Annotated in this window: 28 protein-coding genes; 18 read left to right on the forward strand and 10 right to left on the reverse strand. The window is 40.4% G+C overall.

Annotated elements, in window-relative coordinates:
- The first annotated feature begins 29 nt into the window (after window positions 1-29).
- From ACW6NC_RS10350 to ACW6NC_RS10380, 7 genes are all read left to right on the forward strand, one after another.
- The gene (locus ACW6NC_RS10350) at window positions 30-1,016 is read left to right on the forward strand and encodes a stage II sporulation protein M (RefSeq protein ID WP_457865810.1); all 987 of its coding nucleotides are present in this window, start codon (window positions 30-32) and stop codon (window positions 1,014-1,016) included.
- Entirely contained in the window at window positions 991-1,848 is an 858-nt protein-coding gene (locus tag ACW6NC_RS10355; protein ID WP_457865812.1) for a hypothetical protein, read from the forward strand. The genes ACW6NC_RS10350 and ACW6NC_RS10355 overlap by 26 nt, the downstream gene beginning before the upstream one ends.
- Window positions 1,848-2,597 carry a DUF4129 domain-containing protein gene (locus ACW6NC_RS10360; protein ID WP_457865813.1) on the forward strand — a complete coding sequence of 250 codons (750 nt, stop codon included), beginning with the start codon at window positions 1,848-1,850 and terminating at the stop codon, window positions 2,595-2,597. Before ACW6NC_RS10355 ends, ACW6NC_RS10360 begins: the two co-directional genes overlap by 1 nt.
- The gene (locus tag ACW6NC_RS10365; RefSeq protein WP_457865815.1) at window positions 2,590-3,786 is read left to right on the forward strand and encodes a DUF4350 domain-containing protein; all 1,197 of its coding nucleotides are present in this window, start codon (window positions 2,590-2,592) and stop codon (window positions 3,784-3,786) included. The genes ACW6NC_RS10360 and ACW6NC_RS10365 overlap by 8 nt, the downstream gene beginning before the upstream one ends.
- The gene (locus tag ACW6NC_RS10370) at window positions 3,758-4,759 is read left to right on the forward strand and encodes an AAA family ATPase (RefSeq protein ID WP_457865817.1); all 1,002 of its coding nucleotides are present in this window, start codon (window positions 3,758-3,760) and stop codon (window positions 4,757-4,759) included. The genes ACW6NC_RS10365 and ACW6NC_RS10370 overlap by 29 nt, the downstream gene beginning before the upstream one ends.
- On the forward strand, window positions 4,760-6,091 hold the full coding sequence (locus ACW6NC_RS10375) for a DUF58 domain-containing protein (RefSeq protein ID WP_457865818.1): 1,332 nt from the start codon (window positions 4,760-4,762) through the stop codon (window positions 6,089-6,091).
- A gap of 81 nt (window positions 6,092-6,172) precedes the next feature.
- A complete protein-coding gene (locus ACW6NC_RS10380) occupies window positions 6,173-7,132 on the forward strand; it encodes a LysR family transcriptional regulator (RefSeq protein ID WP_457865820.1) in 960 nt (319 codons plus the stop codon).
- A gap of 121 nt (window positions 7,133-7,253) precedes the next feature.
- Here ACW6NC_RS10380 and ACW6NC_RS10385 read toward each other — a convergent pair whose 3' ends face one another.
- The 3 genes from ACW6NC_RS10385 to ACW6NC_RS10395 all read right to left on the reverse strand — a co-directional run bounded on the left by ACW6NC_RS10385 (window position 7,254) and on the right by ACW6NC_RS10395 (window position 8,867).
- Window positions 7,254-7,451: a hypothetical protein gene (locus ACW6NC_RS10385; protein ID WP_093410819.1), complete on the reverse strand. Its 198-nt coding sequence runs from the start codon at window positions 7,449-7,451 to the stop codon at window positions 7,254-7,256.
- A 131-nt stretch (window positions 7,452-7,582) separates the two neighbouring features.
- Window positions 7,583-8,383, reverse strand: coding sequence for a TIGR00266 family protein (locus ACW6NC_RS10390; RefSeq protein WP_457865822.1), 801 nt, complete (start codon window positions 8,381-8,383; stop codon window positions 7,583-7,585).
- Between the two features lie 28 nt (window positions 8,384-8,411).
- Window positions 8,412-8,867 carry a DUF4442 domain-containing protein gene (locus ACW6NC_RS10395; RefSeq protein WP_457865824.1) on the reverse strand — a complete coding sequence of 152 codons (456 nt, stop codon included), beginning with the start codon at window positions 8,865-8,867 and terminating at the stop codon, window positions 8,412-8,414.
- Window positions 8,868-9,008: 141 nt separating this feature from the next.
- On the opposite strand from ACW6NC_RS10395, the gene ACW6NC_RS10400 reads away from it, so the two are divergent.
- The 11 genes from ACW6NC_RS10400 (at window position 9,009) to ACW6NC_RS10450 (ending at window position 18,858) form a co-directional block, all read left to right on the forward strand.
- Entirely contained in the window at window positions 9,009-9,527 is a 519-nt protein-coding gene (locus tag ACW6NC_RS10400) for a DUF4870 domain-containing protein (protein WP_457865826.1), read from the forward strand.
- 5 nt (window positions 9,528-9,532) lie between these two features.
- Window positions 9,533-9,877: a PadR family transcriptional regulator gene (locus ACW6NC_RS10405; protein WP_457865828.1), complete on the forward strand. Its 345-nt coding sequence runs from the start codon at window positions 9,533-9,535 to the stop codon at window positions 9,875-9,877.
- The gene (locus ACW6NC_RS10410; RefSeq protein ID WP_457865829.1) at window positions 9,870-11,606 is read left to right on the forward strand and encodes a PspC domain-containing protein; all 1,737 of its coding nucleotides are present in this window, start codon (window positions 9,870-9,872) and stop codon (window positions 11,604-11,606) included. The genes ACW6NC_RS10405 and ACW6NC_RS10410 overlap by 8 nt, the downstream gene beginning before the upstream one ends.
- Before the next feature lie 15 nt (window positions 11,607-11,621).
- Window positions 11,622-11,771, forward strand: coding sequence for a hypothetical protein (locus ACW6NC_RS10415; RefSeq protein ID WP_457865830.1), 150 nt, complete (start codon window positions 11,622-11,624; stop codon window positions 11,769-11,771).
- Between the two features lie 51 nt (window positions 11,772-11,822).
- Window positions 11,823-12,653 carry a GIN domain-containing protein gene (locus ACW6NC_RS10420; RefSeq protein WP_457865831.1) on the forward strand — a complete coding sequence of 277 codons (831 nt, stop codon included), beginning with the start codon at window positions 11,823-11,825 and terminating at the stop codon, window positions 12,651-12,653.
- 260 nt (window positions 12,654-12,913) lie between these two features.
- Window positions 12,914-13,987 (forward strand): AI-2E family transporter, encoded by a 1,074-nt coding sequence (locus ACW6NC_RS10425; RefSeq protein ID WP_457865833.1) that lies wholly within the window; start codon window positions 12,914-12,916, stop codon window positions 13,985-13,987.
- Window positions 13,987-14,817 (forward strand): DUF1853 family protein, encoded by an 831-nt coding sequence (locus tag ACW6NC_RS10430; RefSeq protein ID WP_457865834.1) that lies wholly within the window; start codon window positions 13,987-13,989, stop codon window positions 14,815-14,817. Before ACW6NC_RS10425 ends, ACW6NC_RS10430 begins: the two co-directional genes overlap by 1 nt.
- A gap of 108 nt (window positions 14,818-14,925) precedes the next feature.
- Window positions 14,926-15,810: a cation diffusion facilitator family transporter gene (locus tag ACW6NC_RS10435; protein WP_457865835.1), complete on the forward strand. Its 885-nt coding sequence runs from the start codon at window positions 14,926-14,928 to the stop codon at window positions 15,808-15,810.
- A gap of 212 nt (window positions 15,811-16,022) precedes the next feature.
- Window positions 16,023-17,174 carry a baeRF7 domain-containing protein gene (locus ACW6NC_RS10440; RefSeq protein WP_457865837.1) on the forward strand — a complete coding sequence of 384 codons (1,152 nt, stop codon included), beginning with the start codon at window positions 16,023-16,025 and terminating at the stop codon, window positions 17,172-17,174.
- A 90-nt stretch (window positions 17,175-17,264) separates the two neighbouring features.
- A complete protein-coding gene (locus ACW6NC_RS10445; protein ID WP_457865839.1) occupies window positions 17,265-18,005 on the forward strand; it encodes an NYN domain-containing protein in 741 nt (246 codons plus the stop codon).
- Window positions 18,006-18,009: 4 nt separating this feature from the next.
- Window positions 18,010-18,858 (forward strand): pirin family protein, encoded by an 849-nt coding sequence (locus ACW6NC_RS10450; protein WP_457865841.1) that lies wholly within the window; start codon window positions 18,010-18,012, stop codon window positions 18,856-18,858.
- Here ACW6NC_RS10450 and hisIE read toward each other — a convergent pair.
- The 7 genes from hisIE to hisD form a co-directional block, all read right to left on the reverse strand.
- Window positions 18,855-19,475 carry a bifunctional phosphoribosyl-AMP cyclohydrolase/phosphoribosyl-ATP diphosphatase HisIE gene (gene hisIE / locus ACW6NC_RS10455; protein ID WP_457866018.1) on the reverse strand — a complete coding sequence of 207 codons (621 nt, stop codon included), beginning with the start codon at window positions 19,473-19,475 and terminating at the stop codon, window positions 18,855-18,857. The genes ACW6NC_RS10450 and hisIE overlap by 4 nt on opposite strands.
- A gap of 10 nt (window positions 19,476-19,485) precedes the next feature.
- Entirely contained in the window at window positions 19,486-20,241 is a 756-nt protein-coding gene (gene hisF / locus ACW6NC_RS10460) for an imidazole glycerol phosphate synthase subunit HisF (RefSeq protein WP_457865842.1), read from the reverse strand.
- 37 nt (window positions 20,242-20,278) lie between these two features.
- Window positions 20,279-21,040 carry a 1-(5-phosphoribosyl)-5-[(5-phosphoribosylamino)methylideneamino]imidazole-4-carboxamide isomerase gene (hisA, locus tag ACW6NC_RS10465; protein WP_457865844.1) on the reverse strand — a complete coding sequence of 254 codons (762 nt, stop codon included), beginning with the start codon at window positions 21,038-21,040 and terminating at the stop codon, window positions 20,279-20,281.
- Window positions 21,041-21,137: 97 nt separating this feature from the next.
- Window positions 21,138-21,734 (reverse strand): imidazole glycerol phosphate synthase subunit HisH, encoded by a 597-nt coding sequence (hisH, locus tag ACW6NC_RS10470; protein ID WP_457865846.1) that lies wholly within the window; start codon window positions 21,732-21,734, stop codon window positions 21,138-21,140.
- Between the two features lie 65 nt (window positions 21,735-21,799).
- Window positions 21,800-22,939, reverse strand: coding sequence for a bifunctional histidinol-phosphatase/imidazoleglycerol-phosphate dehydratase HisB (gene hisB / locus ACW6NC_RS10475; protein ID WP_457865848.1), 1,140 nt, complete (start codon window positions 22,937-22,939; stop codon window positions 21,800-21,802).
- Between the two features lie 118 nt (window positions 22,940-23,057).
- Window positions 23,058-24,104, reverse strand: a complete 1,047-nt coding sequence (gene hisC / locus ACW6NC_RS10480; protein WP_457865850.1) for a histidinol-phosphate transaminase — start codon at window positions 24,102-24,104, stop codon at window positions 23,058-23,060.
- Window positions 24,101-25,393, reverse strand: coding sequence for a histidinol dehydrogenase (hisD, locus tag ACW6NC_RS10485; RefSeq protein ID WP_457865851.1), 1,293 nt, complete (start codon window positions 25,391-25,393; stop codon window positions 24,101-24,103). Before hisD ends, hisC begins: the two co-directional genes overlap by 4 nt.
- Window positions 25,394-25,396 lie beyond the last annotated feature (3 nt).

A 25,396-nucleotide genomic window follows, 5' to 3' on the forward strand; every position in this document is an offset into this window, starting at 1 on the left:
ATGTTTCTTTGAGTCTTAATAACAAAACTATGCGTGAGGCAGCCTTTGTTAGGCAAAATAAGGATAAATGGTTAAAGTTTGAAAGCCTCCTTGAGAATAAAAATGCACTAGCTCCTGATCAGCTTTCGGCTTTATATATTGAGGTAAGTGACGATTTGAGCTATGCCCAGACCTTTTATCCTCAAAGTAACACCACCTCCTACATAAACTCCCTGGCAGCCAGGGCTCACCGAAAAATTCACCATAGTCGAAAGGAATCGGGAAATCGATTAGTGGTCTTCTTTATGAGGCAATTTCCTCTGGAATTCTATTCATATCGGAAACAACTTCTTCTAAGTTTTTTAATATTCATATTATTTGCCATTGTCGGAGCATTTTCAGCCTCGGGAGATGCTGCCTTTGTGCGGTTTATAATGGGTGATGAATATGTGAATATGACCCTGCAAAACATCGCTGATAACGATCCCATGGCAGTGTATAAGAAAATGGCGCGAACCGATATGTTTCTGGGGATTACTATCAATAATATCAGGGTAGCTTTTAGCGTGTTTATTCTGGGTATTTTTGCCGGGGTTGGAACTGTCTTTGTGATGATGCAAAACGCCATAATGTTGGGTTCCTTTCAATATTTCTTTTATGATAAGGGACTCTTGTGGGAATCTGCAAGAACGATTTGGATACACGGTACTCTGGAGATTTCGGTGATTATCATTGCCGGTTGTGCCGGACTGGTCGTTGGTAAGGGGATACTTTTTCCCGGCACCTACACCAGGCTCACATCCTTTACACGGGGAATAAAAAGCGGTCTTAAAATAGTCGTGAGCACAGTTCCCTTTTTTGTCCTTGCAGGCTTTCTGGAAGGTTTCGTTACGCGTATTACCCTTATGCCCGATTGGCTGGCGATCTTAATAATTTCAGGTTCCCTGGCCCTAATTTTATTTTACTATGTATTTTACCCAAGTTATCTTTATAAAAAATTAAAATTCAAGGATGAATCGCGACCTAATTCAGTTTAAACAACAAAGGGAAATGGGGGAAATTATAAGCATTAGCTTTAAGTTCCTCAGGGAAAATTACAGGGCTTATTTCCGCTTGCTGATCAAAGTGGCCGGACCGGCATTTTTACTGTTAATAGCTGCTCTGAGTTATTATTCGTATAGCACCCTTGGCGATCCCCTGAATTCAGAAATTTTTATGTCAGGTGGGTTTATCATTTCATTCGGAATTTTAGCCCTTACCCTACTTCTATATTTTTCTGCAGTCTATGCTACAGTATTTAACCTGATTAGATCCTATATTGAAAATGAAGGTGAAATCAGGGATGAGCAAGTTACTACATGGGCCAAGGATGACATGGGAAAAATGTTCGGTCTCAATATCATTTCCTGGATATTTATCTTTACAGGAATGATGCTTTTTTTGATTCCCGGAATATATATTAGTGTGCCTCTAAGTATTGCGATGGCTGCTATGGTCTTTAAACATCAAAGCATAACTGAAAGTATAACCGAAGGCTTTAAACTAGTCAAGGACAATTGGTGGATGAGTTTTTTGACTTTGCTTTTTTTCTGGATTATTATTTATGTAATAAGCCTTGTATTCCAATTACCACTAATAATCTACACTTTTGTAAAGGCATTTACCAGCGTTAATGAAGCTTCCGCTGCGGATATGAGTGAGATGTTCGATTGGGTGTATATCCTTTTTAGTATTTTATCCTCCCTGGTACAGTATATTTTTTATTCTCTTATCCCAATTGGGGTTGCTTTTCTTTATTTTCACCTTAACGAAAAGAAGCACTTCACCGGCACGTACGAACGTATCGATAGGCTTGGAAATAATTCCTGATGAAAATACTGCTCCCTGCTTTAGGTTTATTTCTTCATTTCCCTGGAAAAACATATTCACAGGAGCATATCATTGAAACTACCTCGCAGGGGGCAGGTGATTTACAAAGCCTTGAATTCGATGAAAAACTTCTTGAAAAGTGGCGCAGCGATAAGGATTTTGCCTACCTGGACCGGGAAACTACCATTAGCTGGTGGACTCAGTTTAAAGCTTGGATCGGTAAAATATATCATGATCTCATAGAATGGCTCTTTGGAGGTTATGAGCCTGGAAGCCTTCTGGAACTTTTAATAGTAGCATTCCCCTACTTATTGCTTTTAATGGTTTTATTCCTGATCGCGTGGCTATTTGTAAAGTTTAACCCGAACTATGCTCCGGCCCATTCCGCAACGCAAGCAAAGGTATTTTATTCCCAGGAGGAGAAGATTATCCGATCCGAGGATATAAGAAAACTCATTAGGAAAGCGGTTTCCCAGGAAAATTTCCGTCTGGCCATTCGGTATCACTACCTGGATACGCTCAGAAAAATGGATAGATATGGGGTCATCGATTATAATTTTGATAAGACTAATCAGGATTATTCTGCAGAATTAAAATCCCAGAAGCTCCAATATCAGTTTAATAGGATAACCCGCATATACGAATATAGTTGGTATGGAGATTTCCAGGTTAGCCAGGAGAAATACCACCTGGCAGAAAGTGCCTTTTTAGATATTGAAGAAATGATAAAATCCCAATTCTATGGATAAAAAGTGGAAAATAGGATTAGGATTATTTTTTCTTTTTGTAATAGCCTTGACCATTCTGGAAGCCAACGAACCTGCTCCCCTGAATATGAATCCCAGTTATTCTGAAAAGGACAAGCTCCCACTGGGTAGTTTTGCCTTCTATCAAAGCTGGAAAAAAACCCGTAATATCCAGAATATTACTCAGCCTCCATTTGAGTTTTTAGCTAAAGGAAATGCACCCGGCGGCATTTATTTCTTTTTAAATGACCATGTGGTCTTTGATCAAAGTGAACTCCATAAGCTATTGGACTGGGTAGACCAGGGAAATACCGTCTTTATTTCGACCGGATATATAGGAAAGAATCTTTTGGATACGCTGAATCTAGAGGCCCAAACAAGGCATATTAAGAGTAGGCCAGAATTAAAACTCAGGAATTATCCTGAAAACTATAAACTTAATTTTGACATTGAAACCCTAGCCTTTACCAAAACCGATTCCCTGGCCCATTCTATCCTGGGAACCGCCGTTTTAAAAGGGGAGAAATCTGACGAAAAACCAAATTTCGTACAAACCAGATTCGGAAAAGGGCAAATACTGCTGCATTCCAGCCCGGAGGCATTCAGTAACTATTTTATGTTACAGGCCAATAATTACCACTATGCCGAGACGGTTCTGGGCTATTTAGATCCCTCAGAGCCCCTGTACTGGGACAGTTATTATAAATCGGGAAAAAGTCTTTACAGTTCTCCCCTATATTACCTTTTGGAAAATAGACCTTTAAAATGGTCCTATTATTTTTTACTTCTTGCCACAGTACTTTATCTTATCTTCCAGGGAAAACGACGCCAAAGACCAATCCCTATTGTTAACCCCCAGGAGAACAAAACTTATGAATATACCCGAAACATCAGTAATTTGTTTTTGGAGCAGGATCGCTACCGGGAAATAACTTTTAAAAAAATTGAATTATTTTTAGAGTATATCCGCAGCAAATACCAGTTGTCGACTCAGGATCTCAAGGCAGATTTTCAGGAGAAATTAACGGCTAAAAGCGGAAATAAGGAAAAACAAACCAAAGTATTATTCAGCAAAATACAGCAGCTTAAGGCACAAGAAAATATCAGTAAGGAAGAATTCCTGCAACTCAGCCGTGCCATGGCCAGCTTTAAAAACCCAAAAAATGGAAAAAAAGGACAGCACCCCGAATAATGAAATAAATTTTGACAGCCGCCTTCCCCTTGAGGACCTGAAAGACTCGGTAAATAGTCTTAAATCCCAACTTTCAAAGATCATAGTGGGCCAGGAGGAATTTGTGGAATTACTTATCGTGGGTCTGCTTACTAATGGGCATGTGCTTATAGAAGGGGTTCCGGGTATTGCAAAGACCTTAACTGCTAAATTATTTTCCAGGACGCTTCATACAGGTTTTAGCAGGATACAATTCACACCAGATCTTATGCCTAGTGATGTATTGGGAACCTCGGTATTGAATATGAAAAACTCTGAATTTGAATTCAAGCCCGGACCGATCTTTTCCAATATTGTCCTTATAGACGAGATCAACCGTGCTCCGGCGAAAACCCAGGCCGCACTATTTGAGGTCATGGAAGAACGTCAGATTACTATAGACGGAAAGATGTATGCGATGAAGGCACCATTTATGGTACTGGCAACCCAAAATCCTATAGAACAGGAAGGAACCTACGCCTTGCCCGAAGCACAGCTTGACCGGTTCCTCTTTAAAATAGAGGTAGATTATCCAAGTGCGGAAGAAGAACTCAGTATTTTGAAAGGACATCAAACAAGAAAAGGCATGCTCCCAGAAGGCGAAATCGAACCCGTTTTGGAACCGGCACGTCTGGAGGAATTAAAAAATCAGATCCATGAGATAAAAATAGAAGAAAAGCTTTTAGAGTACATTACTCAAATAGTAGGTAAAACGCGACACCATCCACATCTTTATCTTGGGGCCTCCCCCCGGGCCTCCATTGCTATTATGAATGGGGCTAAAGCCATGGCTGCAATTAATGGTAGAGATTTCGTTATTCCTGAAGATATTAGGAAGATGTTGCAGCCGGTATTAGGGCATCGTCTTATCCTAAGTCCTGACCGAGAAATGGAAGGCCTGCGGACCAAGGATGTCATTGAGATGATCAGTCATTCCATTGAAATTCCTCGTTAGGTGAGAAAGTTCTTTAAATCCCTTTACTTAACCCAGCGCTTTTTCCAGCTTCTTTTTGGGATCTCGGTAGGCTTTTTGTTTTCCTACTGGATCCCCTTTTTATATCCGGTGACCTGGATGGTGGCCGTTTTGATGTTTGTACTAGTACTAATAGACATAGGAATTCTCTTTAAGGGAAAAGGAATTTCTGCTAAGCGGATATTACCGGTGAAATTCTCAAATTCAGACGAAAATGAAGTGAAGCTTGAAATTCGTAATCTGAGAAATTTCAAAATTCACTGTGAACTCATTGATGAGTTGCCCTTACAGTTTCAGAAAAGGGATTTTTTAATGCGTTTTCTTCTGGAAGCCGGCACGGAAAAAGAGGCCAGCTATTTTGTACGACCCGTTGCCCGTGGAGAGTACCATTTTGGCAGGCTGAATATTTTCACCACTGCAAACCTGGGACTAGTAAAAAAACGATATACTTTCGATAGTGATCAGATGGTTAAGGTTTACCCATCTTTTAAGCAGATGCGACAACTGGATTTTCTGGCAACCGATCAGCGGATCTCACGTCCAGGCTTGAAAAAGATCCGCCGTATTGGCCATACCATGGAGTTCGAACAAATAAAAGAATACGTAAGAGGCGACGATGCCAGGACTATAAACTGGAAGGCCACTGCCAAACAGGGAAACCTGATGGTGAACCAGTTTCAGGATGAACGTTCCCAACCAGTGTATTCGGTAATCGATACTGGTCGGGTGATGAAGATGCCTTTTGAAGGACTTAGCCTTCTGGATTACGCGATTAATTCCAGCCTTGCATTTTCCAACATCGCTCTGAAAAAGAAGGACAAAGTAGGTTTGATTAGCTTTTCTAATAAAATGGAATTTTTGCTGAAGGCCAACTCCCGGATGAGCCAGTTAAACCTGATTCAGGAACATTTGTATAATATTGAAACCAATTACTTCGATTCAGACTATGGACTCTTATACTCCCATTTAAAAAAGCAGCTTCCCCAGCGCAGCCTGCTTATTTTGTATACCAATTTTGAACATATATCAGGGTTAAAAAAACGATTAGCATCCTTAAAAGCCCTTGCCAAAAATCATCTTTTAGTAGTTATTCTTTTTGAAAATACCACTTTACATAAGCTTATTGAAGCTGGTGCTAAGGATATCCATATTGCGGCACATCAAACGGTTGCAGAAGAATTCGAACAAAATAAAAAATTAATACTCAAGGAACTTCAAAGAAATGGGATACAGGCCATCCTCTCTAAACCTGAAAAGCTAAGTATCAATACCATCAATAAATATCTTGAGATCAAAGCTCGAGGAATGTTATAATCAGTCCGCTATAAAATAAAGAATCTTTCTTTTCTTAATAGAAAAATCTTATACATTTGCATCTACTGAAAATTAATATCTATGACAATAACGCAATTACATTACGTCCTGGCGGTTGCCGAACATAAAAACTTTACCAGAGCCGCCCAGAAGGTGTTTGTGACCCAACCTACCTTGAGTATGCAGATCCAGAAACTCGAAGAAGAGTTGGATGTACAGATCTTTGATAGAAGTAAAAAACCGATTCAACTTACCGAAACCGGAAGGAAAATCGTACAGCAAGCTCGTAATATTGTAAATGAAAGCGACAGGATTCAGGATATTGTAGATCAGCAGAAAGGCTATATCGGCGGAATTTTCAGATTGGGAATTATCCCAACCGTTATGCCTACGTTACTACCGATGTTTATCAGTAATTTTATCAAAAAGTATCCAAAGGTCAAACTTAAAATAGAGGAACTCAGTACTCAGGCTATCATCGAAAGACTTCGTGAGGGGCATCTTGATGCAGCAATCGCAGCCACCCCACTGGAACTTAACGGGATAAAGGAAAATGTATTATACTATGAGCCCTTTGTAGGCTACATTCCCCCTTCCCATAGGTTGCATAAAGAGGCCAAGATCAAAGTAGAAGATCTGGATATAGACGATATACTTTTACTGGAAGACGGGCATTGTTTTAAAGATGGCATTCTAAACCTTTGTAAGGCCACCCGAAATTATGATGAAGACCATTTCCAATTGGAGAGCGGGAGTTTTGAAACCCTTATCAAACTCTCTAATGAAGGGTTGGGTATGACCCTACTGCCCTACCTGCATACCCTGGATATTAAAGATTCTGAAAAAGAAAATCTTAGAATGTTTCATGATCCCGTGCCGGCAAGGGAAGTAAGTCTTATTTATAACCGCAGCGAACTTAAAATGCAGATCATTGAAGCGCTTCGAAGCACTATCGCAGGTGTAGTAAAGGGTGCCATTGCTTTTCAGAATGTAAAGATCATAAGTCCCCTTAGCAACAGTAAAAAGGAACTTCAACTCTAGGAATTTAATTAGATTTTTAAAATCATAACCTCATAGAAGCCTCACTAAGGGAAATCCTATTTTTCCGAATAATACTTCGAAGAATCATCCAAAAAGAAAAAGCGGCTCGAAAGCCGCTTTTTTATGGATTTAAATAGATTAAACATTGATTCAATTCGGGATGTTTGCGGGTTAAGGCTTCGATCCAGATTCTAAGTTCCTCAATCTCGTGAGGTAAAAGGCGCTGCAAAGCTTTTTTTACTTCTTTGCAAAATAACACCGGGTCAAAACTAACTTTATCAAGTACAGTTTTGGTGTATTCAAACATCGCTCTCGCCATAATTTGAACTGTTTAAGTTATTAGATAGGTTAATTAAAGCGTAGAAATTTGCTATAAGCGGTGGATTTTAAACTGCTTCAATATAAGGAAAATTTTTGAATTGTTTAAGCATATATTTTTATTTTAACATCTCAAAACCGCCGATCCCCTCCAATAACATCTCCGAGTCCGCCCAAAATGCTGCCTTCACCTTTATCCTTTCCACCTCCTTGTGGAGCGGCTTGCAATACCCTGTTAGCCAGCCTTGAAAATGGGAGGCTTTGTATATAAACCGTCCCCGGCCCGGTTAGGGTGGCAAAGAATAAACCTTCCCCACCAAAAAAAGTGTTTTTAATACCGCCTACGAACTCGATATCATATTGGATAGTCTGGGTAAAACCAATAATGCACCCGGTGTCTACTTTGAGTTTTTCTCCTACGCGTAATTCTTTCCTGGCCATGGTACCCCCGGCATGTACAAAAGCCATCCCATCGCCTTCTATTTGCTGCATAATAAACCCTTCACCGCCAAAAAATCCGCGACCAAGTTTCCGGCTGAATTCAATTCCAATTGAAACCCCACGGGCGGCACAGAGAAAAGCATCTTTCTGACAAATGAATTTACCATCATAACGGGTAAGGTCTATGGGAATAATCTTGCCGGGATAAGGAGAAGCAAAACTTACTTTTTTCTTACCTGATCCCGCATTGGAAAATATCGTCATAAAAAGGCTTTCGCCGGTAAGTAGCCGTTTTCCGGCACCAAGGACTTTACCAAGAAAACCTTCATTTTGTTTTGAACCATCCCCAAAGATGGTGTTCATTTGAATTTCCTGGTCCATCATCATGAAATTTCCTGCCTCGGCAATTACGGCCTCCTGGGGATCCAGTTCCAGTTCAACAAACTGCATCTCCTCCCCGTATATTTGAAAATCAATTTCGTGTGCATTCATTTTATTCCCTGTTGGTTAGTTTATAATCCTATTCTTTTAATTTTACAGTCCATTCAAAATCGAATTCTGAAACCACCTCTCCGGTTTCGTTTAGCCCGGTAGCCTTCATCCAAAATGTCTGCCCTTTTCCACTAGCAATAGTATTTTCAATAGCCTGGTTGACCATATGTCCCTCAACACAGGTGAAAATAATCCGTCCTGTAGCCTTTTTTGTAAAAACCGCTTTGTTTCGCGCCACTAACATCGATATCTTTTTATTACTTGCTTTTATTTGCTGCATGACCAGTGCACCAGTACTTAACTCGGCAGCCATCGCCTGTACAGCAAAATACATGGATTTAAACGGATTTTGATTAATCCAGGAATGCTTTACGCCTACCTTACAAGAATCGGCATCGATTTGTTTGACACGTACTCCTGTGATCCAGGCGCTCGGAAGCTTGGTCATTAAATATAAATTCAGTTTAGCAGGGGTTAAGGACATGACATTCTATTTTCTCCCTAAAATATCGATTTTAACATTACCCCTTCACCACTATTTTCTTAATTAAATGTTAAATTTAGGTACTATGTGTTGCATAATACCTTCTTTTAGACATATATTTGTAATATAAATTAATAGGTTATGAACTCAGCAATCAAAAAAGAAGACCGAACCCTGGCAAGTCTGCTACATCTTTCAGCCTTTACCAAGTACTTTATTCCCCTGGGAAATTTTATTTTTCCATTGGTATTATGGCTGATAAGAAAAGAAAATAGATTTATCGACCATCATGGTAAACAGGCCCTTAACTTTCAGATTAGTATCTTTCTTTACTTTATAGTTCTAGTTATGGGAGGAATTGCAGGAATGGTCTTTACCGGAATGCAATTGAGTCTGGACAGCACCCATTTTCCCTTTAAGGACGACCCTAATCTGGGAGAATTGGCCAGGCTATTCCCTTTTGGATTAATCCTTGGGGGCGTACTCACCCTGCTTCTTGGACTTTTCATCCTGGAAATCTTTGCCGTTGTACAGGCCGCAATCAAGGCCAGCGAAGGTAAAACTTACCGATATCCCCTCAGCATTAATTTTTTAGGAGCAGATAATAATTCATCAAATCATCAATCAAAAAATGAACAGTTTAACAACACTCAAAACTAAAGGCTATGAAGATTGAAAACACCAAAGCGCAAATGCGCAAAGGGGTTCTGGAATACTGCATTCTCTCTGTCTTAAAAGACGAAGACGCCTATGTAGCCGAGATTCTGGACACCCTTAAAGACGCCAAACTGCTGGTAGTGGAAGGTACTATTTACCCCTTACTTACCAGGTTAAAAAACGCGGGGCTTCTGACCTATCGTTGGGAAGAATCCAGTAGTGGACCACCTCGTAAATACTACGGACTCACCGATACCGGAAGGCTTTTCTTAAAAGAATTAACTACTACCTGGGATGAATTACAAACCGCAGTAAGTATTGTAACCAAACAAAAAAACAAGAATCATGAATAAGACCGTAAATATAAATCTGGCAGGTATTTTCTTTCATATTGATGAAGACGCCTACGCAAAGCTACAGCACTATCTGGATGCTATAAAACGCTCTTTCACCACCACCCAGGGTAGCGACGAGATCATTGCCGATATTGAAGCCCGGATCGCCGAACTTTTTAATGAAAAGATTCAAAACGACCGCCAGGTGATCAGTGTAAAAGAGGTGGAAGAAGTTATCGCCATTATGGGCCAACCAGAAGACTATATGCTCGATGAAGAAATCTTCGAGGATGAACCCGCACCAAAAACAACTACTGGCTCTAAAGGAAAACAACTCTTCAGGGATACGCAGCATTCTTATGTAGGAGGAGTTTCTTCAGGACTGGCTCATTACCTTAATATCGAACCAATTTGGATAAGATTGCTTTGGATATTGCTTACCATATTCTCCAGTGGTGCCTTTGTACTTATATATTTAGCCTTATGGATATTTGTTCCTGAGGCAAAGACCACAGCCGATAAACTCGCCATGCGCGGAGAGGAAGTAACCATAAGCAACATCGAAAAAAAGATCCGTGAGGGTTTTGACAATGTAACCGGAAAGGTTAAAGATATTGATTACGATAAATATGGAAACAAAGCCAGAGAAGGTGCCGGTTCGGCCGCCACTGCCCTAGGGGATGTGATAAGATTCCTAATTAATGTCTTTGTGAAACTGGTAGGGGTATTGCTTTTACTTGTTGCCGGGGCTACTTTAATCGGGTTGTTTATAGGATTATTTACCGTAGGGACTTTTGGATTATTTGATGCGCCATGGAGTGATTATATCGAAATGGCTACCAGCGGTGCGCCACTGTGGGTCCTTTCATTATTAAGCTTTTTTGCAGTGGGTATTCCATTTTTCTTTCTCTTTATCCTGGGACTAAAGATCCTGGTAAAAAGATTGAAATCCATAGGAACAACGGCAAAATTAGTTTTGCTTGGATTATGGTTACTTGCGGTAATCGGGCTTATTACTATAGGGGTGCAACAGGCCACTCATAGAGCATTCGATGGAGAGCAGGTCAACACCGAAAACCTGGCCATCACTCCCCAGGACACTTTATACCTTAGAATGAGAAATAACCCTGATTATTCGGCATATGCTCATAGAAGAAGTGATTTTAAAATCAAGTACGATAATAATAACCAGAAGGTTTTGTACAGTTCCGATGTCAGGCTTACCATTAAATCCACCAGAGATTCTATAGCCAGGTTGGAAATCATCCGCACTGCGGAAGGGAAAGATTATGTTGAGGCCCGGGATCGTGCTCGAAATATAGACTATAGTACAAGTTTTTCCGGTAATGAATTATTGTTGGATTCCTACTTTACTACACCCTCAGAAAATAAATTCCGCGACCAGGAAGTTCGACTGACGCTATACTTACCAGAGGGGCTTACTCTTTTTGCTGATGATAATATCTCTTCTTTCCACTGGGGAGATATTCTCAGCCGTGGTGAAGAAGGTCACTTTGTTGAAATAACCGAAGACGGCAGCATTTGCCTGGATTGCCCAATAAGTGATTTTGAAGATACCGATACTTCTTTTCCTGAAGACAGCATTGATGTGGAAATAGAAAGCAATGACCAATGGGATGAAGCCGATGATTTTAATGCTCGTATGGAACGGGATAGCAGCCAGGCCAGAACTCTGAAGTTTAAAAAGACCATTCAGGTAGGTGACGGAACGCTCACTATTTCTTAATTTAAAACAGGAAGGATGACTACATTGTTAAATATTCTGATCAATATGCTTTTGGCCGCATTAGGTTTTCAGCAGGAAGTAGTAACGGATCCCCCACCTGAGCAAACAGAGATTTCAGTAGAATGTAAGGCCGCTGAAGATGACTCAAAAACTTACAAATGTTAAGTGAGCCTCCCCAAAAGGGAGGCTTTTCATATCTTTGTTAATATGCGATGTATGGAAATGAAAAAACTGTTATTATTATTCCTTGTTTTAGGTACGATGTACGCCTGTGGATCCCAAAAAGTTAAAGGAAGCCGGAATGTTACCGTGCAACGAATTGATATGGAGGATTTCACCTCTCTAGAAATCCATGGCGATTTCGAAGTGGGCCTAAAAAATGGTGATGTGGCAACTATGGAAGTTACAGCCGATGATAACCTGCAGGACCTCATAAAAGCAAATATCGTGGACAATACGCTTTACATTAAAAGCAGCAAACCTATTAAAAGCAGCAAATCCCTAGAGATCATTCTGAGCTTTCCGGGATTTTTAGAACATATCCTAATAACTGATAATGTAGAATTGTATAGTGATGAAGATTTGTATTTGCAGGATGTCGAGGTCCGAATCGAAGGAAAAGCCAAAGCCTGGTTAACCGTAACAGCAGGAGAATTCGAGCTATATAAGAATAATAATAGTAAAACCCAGCTGAACCTTACTGCAAATAAAACTTATTTTCAATTAAATAATTCCAGTGACCTGGAAGCCCTGGTATATTCGCCTGTTTTCAAATTAGACCTTTATGAAAAAGCCTCTGCCAGGATAGAAGGAGAAATCGACCAGTTCGAACTTCGTAGTGACCATTCCACTAAATTCAATGGAAGTAAGCTTACCTCTGTAAATGCACAAGTAACGGCAGAAGGCCGCTCAAAAAATGAAGTCCAGGTAAGCGACAAGTTAATCCTCACTGCCAGAGACCGGAGTGTAATTGAGGTATATGGGGATCCAAATATTGAGCTCAAGGAATTTACGGAAAAGTCGACCCTTAAAAAAAAGGAACACTAACTTAGCTTTTGTTAGGCAAGAATAAAATTCTTGTGCCCTCCTCCTATTTCACTTATGGCTTTAATAGCTTTGCCTTGCCCACCCCGGCCAGAAACAGAGTGAGGGTAAATCTGAAAAATAACACCGGTGGAAATCAAAAGATAGGAACAGGACCATTTGTTTTATTTTAAAAATCTGTTAAGCCTTTGATAAGAGTTGTAAAGAAGGTTCTAAATGCCAAAAAGTTTTTCTAATTTGTTAGCAACTAACCTAACTTACCCATGATAAAGTCTCACGAAAAACTCCTTTTCCCGCTAGTTGCAATAATAATAGGTAGCTATTTTTTCTTTATCGGTCTTACTGAGGCAAAGGCTTTTCTGGCGCCCCTGGTTACAGCAATAATTCTTGCTTTACTGCTTATACCACTGGGGAATTTAATGGAAAAAGGACCATTGAACCGAAGTATTTCCTCTTTGCTTAGTACCATTGGCTTGTTTATTTTTTCCCTTGGGGTCTTTGCTCTTATTTCCTTTCAGATTAAAAATTTTGTAGATGACTGGGATAAAATAACCGAAACGATGAAACCAAAGGTGGAACAACTGGTCACCTATGTCTATGAACATACCCCAGTAAACAAGGAAGACCTCGAAAATTACCGGAAAGAAAATGACCTGGGAAGTATGGTTAGTAGTATGGATTCTGGAAAAAAGGCTTTTAATTTCTTTAACTCAGTAATGAGCTTTCTGAGTAATTACCTGCTCACTTTTATCTATATCTTTTTTCTTCTGAATTATCGCAGCAGGTTCAAGAAATTCATTTTAAAATTATTTTCAGATTCCAGGAAGGAAGAAGTAAAGGAAATCATCAATGAAACCGCTCACATTGCCCAGTACTACCTCAGGGGTAAACTCATTCTAATTTTTCTGCTTTCGGTATTTTACAGTATCGGACTTGGGATTTCCGGGGTCAACAACTTCATTCTTATTTCCATTCTAGCCGCATTTCTGACTTTAATTCCTTTTATTGGAAATATAATCGGGATGGGCCTGGCAGTTTTCTTTGGATACCTCACCCAGGGAGAAACCGGTGTATTGATAGGAATCATTCTAACTTTTACCATCGTACAATTTATAGAAAGCTATATCTTAGAGCCATACATTGTAGGGGATAAAGTAGATATTCATCCATTCTTTGTAATCCTTGCTATTATCCTTGGTAATATGGTTTGGGGGGTAATGGGGATGATCCTGGCAATTCCCGTCTTAGGAATACTCAATGTTATTTTCAATAATGTACCCTCCATGAAGCCCTTTGGATATTTGTTGAGTACCGATAGCAAACCAGGGAAAGGATAATGGAAGACCGTATTAAGAACCAACTTCTAGGCTACCTACATACCCCACCACTCTGGCGTGGCGAATTACTCGGATTAACCCAATTTGATCCCGGCAAGGCTTTTTCCCGGGAAATTCCGGATCTCAAGGCTTCTCTTCCAAACATATCATCCAATTTTGTCCTGGGCAAGCGAATGGAAAGTTTCTTTGAACTTCTTATAAAAAACAGTGATCGCTACAAGTTACTGACCAATAACATCCAGATAAGCCGGGAAAAGATCACCTTGGGAGAACTGGATTTTTTAATAATGGACCTATATACACACCAGAATATTCACCTGGAACTGGTGTATAAATTCTATATTTATGATCCTTCATATTCTAGGGAAGAAATGCGGTGGATTGGTCCTAATAGAAAAGATTCATTTCTGCAAAAAGTCGAAAAATTAAAAAGGAAACAATTTCCGCTACTCTATAAACCTGAAACCAGCCTTTTGTTGAACCAATTGGATCTCACTGCTACGGATATTGTTCAACAGACCTATTTTAAAGCAAAGTTGTTTATTCCACGGGCATTCCAAAAACATACCTTTTCCAGAATAAACAGGGAATGCATTGCCGGTTACTATTTATCTTTCAGTGAATTTGATACTAGTCAATACAAAGAATTCGAATATCATTCCCCCTCAAAACTAGATTGGCCTGTATGGCCAAGCCTTGGAAGGCAGTGGGTGTCTTTTACTGAGATTAAAGAAAAGATCCACCGCTCATTTGCCAGGAAAAGATCCCCTCTTATCTGGATGAAACGTTCCGAAACCGAATTCGAAGCTTTTTTCGTGGTGTGGTGGTAAAGAAGAAGGAATCTGTGAGTTTCGGCCTACCCGAAATCCCAATAAATTAGAATTCACCACTGCGAATTCCCCGTAAAAACCTTTATTTTTGAATTGCGATTTATCCTTATGAACAAAAACACCCAAAAAGCCATTAAGGCCTCTTATTTGAGTATAGCCGGCAATGCAGTGTTGGCCGTGGCTAAATTCCTCACCGGTATCTTTGGGAATTCCTATGCCTTGATTGCAGACGGGATAGAATCAACCACAGATGTTTTTTCATCTTTTCTGGTTTTACTTGGACTCAAATATTCCAGCAAACCGCCTGATGAAAACCATCCTTATGGCCACGGTAAGGCTGAGCCCTTGATCACCTTTGCCGTTGTAGGTTTTCTTGTGATTTCAGCTACAGTAATTGTATATGAAAGTATTGAACACATAAGGACCCCACACCAAATACCGGAGAACTATACACTTATTGTCCTGGCCATTATCGTTCTAATCAAGGAAGTTTTTTATAGATTTTTTTCCAAAAAAGGAGACCAAACCAAAAGCAGCTCATTAAAAGCCGATGCCTGGCACCACCGAAGTGATGCTATTACTTCCCTTATGGCCTTTCTTGGAATCTCCATAGCGATCTTTATGGGTCCAGGATACGAAACAGCCGATGACTGGGCTGCTTTACTGGCAGCAGGATTTATCTTGTATAACGCCTATTTAATCCTGAGGCCTGCCCTTGGAGAAGTCATGGACGAACATATGTTCGATGAAATGATAGAGGAGATAAAAAAAATTAGTGAAAAAGTCCCGGGAGTTCTGGAAACGGAAAAATGTCTTGTTCGCAAAACAGGAATGCATTTTCACGTTGATCTGCATATAATTGTAGATGCTGAAATAACAGTGAAAGAAGGCCATGATATTGCCCATAAGGTAAAAAAAGAACTCCTTTCCGGCCTACCCGAAATTTTTGATGTACTAATTCATGTGGAACCAGGAGTAGCTCAAAAAGCATAATGCAGAGCCATATCCTGGACTTGATTCTTTTATAACACCTTCCAAGAGATTGTCTCTCCTCCTAATTCTTAAGAAAAATTTAGCACTGACCTGGGCATAAAACCTTTGATTTCCCCCCAAATCGGCTTATCTTATCATTAAGTTTAAACCAAAAAATCGCGAAGAAGAACCATAGGTTTTTTCTTCATGATTTTTAACAAAAATATGAAATTATGTCCTTGATAAGTGAAAAAGAGTTTCAGGAATTAGCTGGATTTAATAATGAAGTGAGTGTTTCTATTTTTATCCCGACCCAGCGAGCCGGCAAAGAAGTGCTGGAAGAAAAAAACAAAACCCACTTGAAATCCCTGTGGAAAGAAATCAAAAATAAACTCCAAGAAAAAGAGATTCCAAATGATAAAATTGAAAAGCTCGACGAGCCCATTCAACAATTATTAAACGACAAGGGATTTTGGCGTCACCAGTCTGATGGCTTGGCCATCTATGTCGCCGAAGACTTTTTCAGGAAATTCACGCTTCCCTTACAATTTGATCCGTATTATTATATCAACAATGAATTCTACGTAAAACCTTTGGTTCCTTTATTTTCAGGGGACGGAAGATTTTACCTGTTATCGCTTCAAGTGGAGCATGTAGCCTTCTATGAAGCTTCAAAATACAGTATTGTTCCAAAAAATATAGAGGAAATGGTACCTTCACGCCTGGAAGATCGTGTAGGTTATGATTATGAGGAAAAAACCCTTCAACAAAAAAGCAGTGCTACCTCTATGGGCCAACAGGCTATGCATGGCCATGCTGGGGCGGACCGAGAACGGAAAAATGAAATATTCAGGTTTTTCAGGGCAATAGATAAAGGGCTGCACCCTCTTTTTCAGGAAGAAAAATTACCCTTGTTAATCGCCTGTCAGGATTACCTTTTTCCAATTTATAAGGAGGCCAATACCTATGACGATCTGTATCCGGAAGGGGTTATAGGAAACCCTCAGGATACGGACATGCTTGGCTTACATCAAAGGGCCTGGGAAACCATAGAGCCTCTGTTTGAAAAACAAAAGCGTGAGAAATTAGACAAATTCCAGGAGGAGAATGGAAAAACAGCCGTAAGCATTCATGACATCTTACCGGCCATCCATCAAGGTAAAGTGGATACCTTATTTCTGGATAGGACTGCGGAGATCTGGGGGACTTATAATGAGGATAATATGAAGGTAGATATTCAGGAAGGTCAACATAACGGAAATTTCTCTCTTATGAACTGGGCTGCCCGCAATGTGCTTAATCAAGGTGGGAATGTCTTTCTGGTTGAGCAGGAACAGATGCCCGAAAATAGTTCTAAAATGAACGCTATTTATCGATATAGCTAAATTTAGATTCCTTTTTTACTGCCGCCCTCAACCTGGAAGGTCTTGGGGCGGCCTTTTTTTGTACCTTTAGAAATAATTTCAAAATTAAATATGGATCACAATCTTGCAGTACTCATTGATGGAGATAATATACCTTCTGCATATATTAAAGAAATGATGGAGGAAATCGCCAAATATGGCAATCCTACTATAAAACGAATTTATGGAGACTGGACCAAACCACACCTTGCTAAGTGGAAAGGCGTACTATTGGAAAATGCCATCAACCCTATCCAGCAATATGCTTATACCCAGGGAAAAAACGCTACGGATTCAGCGATGATTATCGATGCGATGGATATCCTATATTCCAATAAAGTGGATGGTTTCTGCCTGGTTTCCAGTGATAGTGATTTTACTAAACTGGCCACCCGCCTGCGGGAGGCAGGGATGAAGGTATACGGAATTGGAGAAAAGAAAACCCCTGACCCCTTTATTGTCGCCTGCGATCGGTTTATTTATTTAGAAATTCTCAAGGACAGTGAAGAGAAAGATTCTGGAGATGAAAGTGGTAAAGGCGGTAAAAAGCGGCAGAAGAAAACCGTGGATAAAATCACCCCGAAAGTCATTAAGCTTATTTCAGCGACCATTTCGGATGTCGCCGATGAAGATGGCTGGGCGTTCCTTGGCGATGTTGGAAGCCTGCTGCAGAAAAAACAGCCAAATTTCGATTCCCGTAATTATGGTTACGAAAAACTCACCCCGCTTATCAGCTCTGTCCCGAAATTTGAAGTAGAATCCCGTTCAGGTCAAAACAGTAGATTTAAACTTATTTACGTGCGTAATAAGTAATCCAATGAGAAGTATCCGGAAGATCGTTAAGGCTGAATATCGTCCCATTGGGGATTTAATCACCTATTCACCCATGCCAACGGGCAGTATCGATATGATTGATCCTTTCATCTTTCTCAATCACCACGGACCACAATCCTATCCTCCTAACAACCAGGGGCTCCCATTTGGACCTCACCCCCATCGCGGTATGGAAACAATAACCTTTATTTTAGAGGGAGATATCTCGCATAAGGACTCTAAGGGAAATGAAAGCATCATCGGAGCCGGAGGTGTCCAGTGGATGAGGGCAGGAAGTGGGCTCATACATGCGGAAGTTTCTTCGGAAGAATTTAAAGAAAAAGGCGGTAGACTCGAGATTCTACAGCTTTGGGTGAATTTACCGGCCAGGTTAAAAATGACCAGTCCTTGGTATAAAGGACTTCAAAATGCTGAAATTCCCTTAAAGGAATTTGAGGGCGGCCAGGCCCAGGTAATCTCAGGAGAATTTCTCGATACCCAAGGCGCTTTTAGCTCTGAAACCGGTATCCATTTGGCCACGATCTCCCTGGAAAAAGACACTAAGCTTCAGTTAAAAGTCCCAAGTGATCATAACATTTTCTTTTACGTGATTAAAGGAGAACTCCATGTGAATGGAAAACAAGCCATGGCGTTGCATCTTGTGGATTTCGAAAATGATTCCGAAGAACTAATGCTTAAAGCCATAGAAAACTCCGTGTTGCTTTTTGGCCACGCCTTACCTTTGAAGGAGCCCGTAGTTGCCCGGGGTCCCTTTGTGATGAACACTTTGGAAGAGATTAATCAGGCTTACAGGGATTACCAATCTGGACAATTCGGAGTCTGGAACGATTAGCGATGTCTCTCTTCCAGCACTTTTGTTATATCTTTTAAGGCAAATCCTTTTGCCTGCAGCAATATCAGGTAATGGAATAAAAGATCGGCACTTTCATTCAAAAACAGGTCTTCATTATCATCTTTTGCCTCAATGACGGTCTCCACAGCTTCCTCTCCTACTTTCTGTGCGATTTTATTTATCCCTTCATCAAAAAGGGATACCACGTAACTTTTCTTGTCTTCTCGTAGGGCTGGTTCTACCTCACTCCATCTTTTTCGTTGTTCGATAATTCCCTCAAGGTTGCTCAGAAATCCAAAATTTGGTTCGTTATGATCTCCCCAACAGGTATCGGTACCCAGGTGGCAGGTAGGTCCCTGGGGTGTCACCAAAACAAGTAAAGTATCATTATCACAATCCAGTTTAATTTCGACCAGATTCAGGTAATTTCCACTTTCCTCCCCTTTGGTCCAAAGGCGGTTCTTAGTTCTGCTAAAAAAAGTCACCTTCTTGGTCTGATTGGTCTTTAAGAAAGCTTCCTCGTTCATATATCCTAGCATCAACACATTTTTTGTGTTCACATCCTGAATGATCGCGGGAACAAGCCCGCTTTTATCCTTGTTAAAATCTATATTCATCATCAAGTCTTTAGAGTCTTACTTCAATTGCGTTAGCTCGTAATTCTGTTTTTAAGTCTTTAATTTCTATTTCCTTAAAATGAAAAACGCTGGCTGCCAGGGCGGCATCTGCCTTTCCTTTTAAAAAGACATCAGTAAAATGCTGCATATTGCCAGCTCCCCCGGAAGCGATTACAGGAATTTTTAATTCCGAGGACAAAATTGCCAGAGCCTCATTGGCAAATCCCGCCTTGGTTCCATCATTATTCATAGAAGTAAACAGGATTTCTCCAGCGCCTCTTTCTTCCACTTCTTTTGCCCACTGAAAAAGATTAATATCAGTAGGCACCTTTCCGCCAACAAGATGCACTAACCATTCACCATTGACCTCTCTGGCATCAATAGCCACGGTAATACACTGACTGCCAAATTTGGCGGCCAGCTCATTGATAAGTTGTGGTCGTTTAACAGCCGATGAATTAACAGAAACCTTATCGGCACCATTTTTCAGCAATATATCCACATCTTCTACCGAGGAAATCCCACCGCCGACTGTAAAGGGTATATTTACTTTCTCGGCCACCCGTCTAACCAGTTTGGCCAGGGTTTTTCTTTTCTGCTCAGTAGCAGTTATATCCAGGAAGACCAATTCATCGGCCCCGGATCTGGCGTAAATTTCAGCCAGTTCCACTGGGTCCCCTGCATCGCGAAGATCAATAAAATTAATCCCTTTGACGGTTCTTCCATCTTTTATGTCCAGACAGGGTATGATTCGTTTTGTAAGCATAATGTGAGATTAGATATACAAAGTTCGGTTTGGTGAATTATTCATTATGAAGAATGTAATTTTCTAGTTTTTTTAATGGGATACGGCCTTCATAAATAGCCTTACCTATAATAGTCCCTTCACACCCAAGAGCAGCTAATTTGGGTAATTCCTCGAATTTTGAAATCCCTCCCGAGGCGATTAATTTAAGCTTCTCCTGCCTTTTTGAATCGCTTTTTGGAAGATGGCTGGTTTGTTCCATAATCCTTTGATAAAGATCAAAGGCAGGTCCTTCCAGCATACCATCCTTAGAGATATCGGTACATATAACATATTGTATGCCTTCCTTTTGATATTCCTGGATAAATGGTATCAAAGCCAGGCCTGATTCTTCCTGCCAACCGCTCACGGCAATCTTTTCATCATTGGCATCCGCTCCCAGGATTATTTTTTCCCTACCAAATTTTTTAATCCAGCTTTTAAAAATTTCCGGGTCCTTTACAGCAATACTCCCACCGGTAACCTGGCTGGCACCACTTTCAAAAGCTATGCGCAGATCCTCATCCGATTTCAATCCTCCTCCAAAATCAATTCTTAGCGTTGTTTTAGAGGCGATTTGCTCCAGGATCTTATGATTTACAATATGTTTAGATTTTGCCCCATCGAGGTCTACTAAATGTAAATACTGAATTCCATGGGCCTCAAAATTTTTGGCTACTTCAAGCGGGTTTTCATTGTATATTTTTTTTGTTTGATAATCACCTTTGGAAAGCCTTACGCATTTTCCTTCAATAATATCTATAGCTGGTATAATTCTCATAGTTAAAATCAGCGCTTTGTTCTAAATTTAATTTGCTTTCAGGAGAACTGGAATTTCTTATTTTCGCTTCACCTCTTTTATTCAACCAGGTTCATCTTTATTTTTTAGCTCCTGGAATTTCTAAAAAATTTTTCAGTATGCGCTCTCCCGCGTCGCTACTTTTTTCAGGATGAAATTGTACGCCATAAAAATTGTCTTTTTGAATGGCGGTGGTGTATTCTACTCCATATTCGGTGGAGGCAATGGTCTCTGCACATTCTGGCACATAAAAGCTATGTACAAGGTATACAAACTCCTGCTCCCGGATTCCCTCAAAAAGAGGGGACTTCAAATCATAGATGCTATTCCACCCAATTTGCGGCACCTTAAGATCGTTATCAAATTTTACCACATCGGCGTGAAAAATACCCAATCCCTTGGTATTGCCTTCCTGGGAATGGCGGCACATCAACTGCATTCCCAGACAAATCCCCAGTACGGGTTGGTCCAGCTCAGGAATAACTTTATCCAGGCCGGTACTTTTCAACATCTTCATGGCACTTCCGGCCTCGCCTACCCCGGGAAAAATAACCTTATCAGCTGCTCTGATCGCTTTGGGGTCACTGCTCAATTCCGCATTATAACCAAGCCGTTTAATCGCAAATTTGATGCTTTGAATATTCCCTGCTCCGTAATCAACAATTATTATTTTCAATTTTTAAAATTATAATGATAGTTGAAAAATAGCTTAGCATTTGTTTTCAACTTCTGATTTCTAAATTATAACATACCTTTTGTCGACGGCAGAATCATTTTTTCCGCATCGCGCTTAACGGCCATTTTAATTGCTTTGGCAAAGGCTTTAAAGATGGCCTCAATTTTATGATGTTCATTAGTGCCTTCGGCCTTTATATTCAAATTAGCCTTGGCTCCATCTGTGAAAGATTTAAAGAAATGATAGAACATTTCCGTAGGCATTTTTCCGATCATCTCACGACTAAATTCAGCCTCCCACATCAGCCAGTTTCTACCACCAAAATCAATGGCTACCTGGGAGAGACAATCATCCATGGGCAGGCAAAACCCATAACGTTCAATACCCAGTTTATCACCAAGAGCCTTGCTGAAAACCTCTCCAAGGGCAATGGCAGTATCTTCTATGGTATGATGTTCATCCACTTCAAGGTCGCCCTTTACTTTTATTTCCATATCGATCTGGCCATGGCGAGCAATTTGATCCAGCATATGATCGAAAAATGCCAAACCAGTCGAGATATCTGATCTTCCCGTGCCATCCAGATTAATTCGAATAAAGATTTCGGTTTCGTTGGTTTTTCTTGATATCTGGGCGGTTCTGGCTTTTAACTTTAGAAATTCATAGATCTCTTTCCAACTTGATGTTCTCAGGGAAATTACCTTTTTTACCTGGTCCATTTTTTCCTGGATTTCAGCACTACCAAGGTCTTCATGAGTGTCGATAAAAATTCCCTTTCCACCATAATTCAGGGCAAATTCCATATCGGTGAGGCGATCCCCTATCATATAGGAATTTTCAAGGTCATATGCAGAATTACCTAGATAGTTTTGCTTTAATAAACCGGTATTAGGTTTGCGATTTGGGGATTTTTCTTCTGGGAAAGTTCGGTCCATGAGAATCGAGCTAAATGTTACTCCTTCATTTTCGAAACTCTTCAAAATAAAATTTTGCACTTTCTGGTAACTTTCCTCCGGATAATTGTCTGTTCCCAACCCATCCTGATTGGTCACCATAACCAGCTCATAATCTAATTCACGGGCAATACGGGATAAATAATAAAATACTTCCGGATAAAATTCCAGTTTATCCAGGCTATCTACCTGGTAATCTTCCGGTTCCAGCACCAGGGTGCCATCACGGTCTATAAACAATACTTTTTTCATAATTTTTAATGCTCTTTTCCACCATGGTGGAATTTAAATTTTCGTTTCCAGAGATGTCAGTACTTATTCCTTGGTTTAAGCTTTAGCGAAACTCCTCTCAAACTTAAATATTTTTCAATTATTTCAATTGTTTCAACACCTTTAGTAAGCTATGGTTTTCCTCTGATGTCCCTATAGTCAGCCTAAGGGTATTTTCACATAGTGGCTGGGTACTTCGGTTTCTGACTACAATTCCTTTCTCGATTAATTGCTGATATCGTTTATTGGCATCATCAACCCTGACAAGGATAAAATTGGCATCGGACTCATATATTTTTTTGACAAATTCAATTCCCTGAAGACCTTGGAGTAATTTGGACCTTTCTTCCAAAATCTCATTGACCTGGGAATTTAGCTTTTCCTTATTTTTTAACTCCGTAAGGGCTCTTTGCTGGGTTAATTCATTTACGTTATAGGGTGGTTTGATCCTGTTAAGGATTCCTATAATCTCTCTGGAGGCATAAAGGATACCTAATCTGATTCCCGCCAGTCCATAAGCCTTGGAAAGCGTTTGAGTGATAACCAGGTTCGGGTATTTTTCCAACCTGGTTAACCAACTTTCCTTTTGAGAAAAATCGATATAGGCTTCATCGATCACTACAATACCTCTGAAATTTTCTAAAATCTCCAGTACTTTGGCTTGGGTAAAACTATTACCGGTAGGATTGTTCGGGGAGCATAAAAAGATCATTTTGGTCTTATCGGTAATCACCTTAAAAATTTCCGGAGTTTCAGGCTGGAAATCAGCAGAAAGTAAAACCTCCCTGTTTTCCACATTATTAATCCCTGCAAGGACCGAATACATTCCGTAGGTCGGTGGTAAAGTAATGATGTTGTCCACACCAGGTTGGCAGAAAGCTCGAAACAATAAGTCCAGGACTTCATCACTTCCGTTTCCCAGCAGGATGTTCTCTGGAAAGACCCCTTTAATATGAGCCAATTTAACTTTTAGATTGCGCTGATGGGGATCAGGATAACGGTTCACATCGGTGGAAAAAGGGTTTTCATTGGCATCCAGAAAAACCATTTCCTCTCCTACTGATTTGTATTCATCCCTTGCTGAAGAATAAGGCTTTAGTGTTGCCACATTAGGTCTAACCAACGCATCTAGATCGAAGTACTTCATCGTTTATCCTTCAAATTATTTAACCTTAAACTCACGGCGTTCTTATGGGCCTGTAGGCCTTCGGCCTGGGCCATCAGTGCTATGGCCGGCCCGATATTTTTAATTCCTTCAGGAGAAATTCTCTGAAAGGTCATTGCTTTCATAAAACTATCAAGGTTTACCCCGCTATATTGCCTGGCATAGCCATTGGTAGGAAGGGTATGATTAGTGCCTGAGGCATAGTCGCCTGCGCTCTCCGGGGTGTAATTTCCAATAAATACTGAACCGGCATTCTCAATTCCATGGGTATAAAAATCAGGGTTATTTGTACAAATGATAAAATGTTCAGGGGCATAAAAGTTGATAAGATCAAGGGCTGTTTCATCTAAGTTCATAGCAATAAACCTACAGTGCTGGATAGCTTGCTCAGCTAAGGCTTTTCGTGGAAGAGCTTCCAGCTGATGCTGGATCTCGACTTCTACGGCATCGAGAAGCGCTTCAGAAGTAGAGACCAGCACTACCTGGCTGTCCGCCCCGTGTTCCGCCTGACTCAGTAGATCAGAAGCCACAAATCCGGCATCAGCCGTATCATCAGCCATTACGAGTAATTCTGAAGGACCGGCAGGCATATCAATGGCTACATCATACCGGGTAGCGTATTGTTTTGCTACAGTGACAAATTGATTTCCAGGGCCAAAAATCTTGTAGACCTTCGGAATACTATCGGTGCCAAAAGTCATCGCAGCAATGGCCTGAATACCCCCAACTTTAAATATTTTTGTGACCCCACATAATTCCGCGGTATAGAGAATAGCAGGATGTATTTTCCCATCTTTTGAGGGAGGTGTACATAGTACAATTTCCTTACACCCGGCAATTGCAGCGGGTACGGCCAGCATTAATATAGTAGAAAACAATGGGGCGCTACCACCAGGAATATATAGCCCTACCTTTTGAATAGGCCTTTTTTCCTGCCAGCACTCCACTCCCTCGGTAGTTTCCACAAAAACCTTTTCTTTGCTCTGGGCTTTATGAAATTTGGAAATATTGGATTTTGCAAGTTGAATGGCTTCCTTAAGCTCGGCTGGCACCTGCTCAATAGCCGTTTCGGTTTCTTCCCTGGAAACCCGGGGTTCATTTAATTTAAAATCATCAAATAATTCCGTGTACTTTCCTACTGCAAGATCTCCTTTTGTTTTTACTTCGGAAAAAACCTGCTGGACGATTTCTTCCACCTCTTCCAGACTTTGAGTGGGGCGTTTGAGAATTTCCGACCAATTTTCACGTGCGGGATTACTAAATCTTTTCATTGC

This window comes from Salegentibacter profundi (assembly GCF_054121475.1).

Excerpts from the sequence above, each read along its gene's own strand:
- ACW6NC_RS10350 (WP_457865810.1), top strand. The coding sequence starts at position 30 with ATGCGTGAGGCAGCCTTTGTTAGGCAAAATAAGGATAAATGGTTAAAG.
- ACW6NC_RS10355 (WP_457865812.1), top strand. The coding sequence starts at position 991 with ATGAATCGCGACCTAATTCAGTTTAAACAACAAAGGGAAATGGGGGAA.
- ACW6NC_RS10360 (WP_457865813.1), top strand. The coding sequence starts at position 1,848 with ATGAAAATACTGCTCCCTGCTTTAGGTTTATTTCTTCATTTCCCTGGA.
- ACW6NC_RS10365 (WP_457865815.1), top strand. The coding sequence starts at position 2,590 with ATGGATAAAAAGTGGAAAATAGGATTAGGATTATTTTTTCTTTTTGTA.
- ACW6NC_RS10370 (WP_457865817.1), top strand. The coding sequence starts at position 3,758 with ATGGAAAAAAAGGACAGCACCCCGAATAATGAAATAAATTTTGACAGC.
- ACW6NC_RS10380 (WP_457865820.1), top strand. The coding sequence starts at position 6,173 with ATGACAATAACGCAATTACATTACGTCCTGGCGGTTGCCGAACATAAA.
- ACW6NC_RS10385 (WP_093410819.1), bottom strand. The coding sequence starts at position 7,451 with ATGGCGAGAGCGATGTTTGAATACACCAAAACTGTACTTGATAAAGTT.
- ACW6NC_RS10390 (WP_457865822.1), bottom strand. The coding sequence starts at position 8,383 with ATGAATGCACACGAAATTGATTTTCAAATATACGGGGAGGAGATGCAG.
- ACW6NC_RS10395 (WP_457865824.1), bottom strand. The coding sequence starts at position 8,867 with ATGTCCTTAACCCCTGCTAAACTGAATTTATATTTAATGACCAAGCTT.
- ACW6NC_RS10400 (WP_457865826.1), top strand. The coding sequence starts at position 9,009 with ATGAACTCAGCAATCAAAAAAGAAGACCGAACCCTGGCAAGTCTGCTA.
- ACW6NC_RS10405 (WP_457865828.1), top strand. The coding sequence starts at position 9,533 with ATGAAGATTGAAAACACCAAAGCGCAAATGCGCAAAGGGGTTCTGGAA.
- ACW6NC_RS10410 (WP_457865829.1), top strand. The coding sequence starts at position 9,870 with ATGAATAAGACCGTAAATATAAATCTGGCAGGTATTTTCTTTCATATT.
- ACW6NC_RS10415 (WP_457865830.1), top strand. The coding sequence starts at position 11,622 with ATGACTACATTGTTAAATATTCTGATCAATATGCTTTTGGCCGCATTA.
- ACW6NC_RS10420 (WP_457865831.1), top strand. The coding sequence starts at position 11,823 with ATGGAAATGAAAAAACTGTTATTATTATTCCTTGTTTTAGGTACGATG.
- ACW6NC_RS10425 (WP_457865833.1), top strand. The coding sequence starts at position 12,914 with ATGATAAAGTCTCACGAAAAACTCCTTTTCCCGCTAGTTGCAATAATA.
- ACW6NC_RS10430 (WP_457865834.1), top strand. The coding sequence starts at position 13,987 with ATGGAAGACCGTATTAAGAACCAACTTCTAGGCTACCTACATACCCCA.
- ACW6NC_RS10435 (WP_457865835.1), top strand. The coding sequence starts at position 14,926 with ATGAACAAAAACACCCAAAAAGCCATTAAGGCCTCTTATTTGAGTATA.
- ACW6NC_RS10440 (WP_457865837.1), top strand. The coding sequence starts at position 16,023 with ATGTCCTTGATAAGTGAAAAAGAGTTTCAGGAATTAGCTGGATTTAAT.
- ACW6NC_RS10445 (WP_457865839.1), top strand. The coding sequence starts at position 17,265 with ATGGATCACAATCTTGCAGTACTCATTGATGGAGATAATATACCTTCT.
- ACW6NC_RS10450 (WP_457865841.1), top strand. The coding sequence starts at position 18,010 with ATGAGAAGTATCCGGAAGATCGTTAAGGCTGAATATCGTCCCATTGGG.
- hisIE (WP_457866018.1), bottom strand. The coding sequence starts at position 19,475 with ATGAATATAGATTTTAACAAGGATAAAAGCGGGCTTGTTCCCGCGATC.
- hisF (WP_457865842.1), bottom strand. The coding sequence starts at position 20,241 with ATGCTTACAAAACGAATCATACCCTGTCTGGACATAAAAGATGGAAGA.
- hisA (WP_457865844.1), bottom strand. The coding sequence starts at position 21,040 with ATGAGAATTATACCAGCTATAGATATTATTGAAGGAAAATGCGTAAGG.
- hisB (WP_457865848.1), bottom strand. The coding sequence starts at position 22,939 with ATGAAAAAAGTATTGTTTATAGACCGTGATGGCACCCTGGTGCTGGAA.
- hisC (WP_457865850.1), bottom strand. The coding sequence starts at position 24,104 with ATGAAGTACTTCGATCTAGATGCGTTGGTTAGACCTAATGTGGCAACA.
- hisD (WP_457865851.1), bottom strand. The coding sequence starts at position 25,393 with ATGAAAAGATTTAGTAATCCCGCACGTGAAAATTGGTCGGAAATTCTC.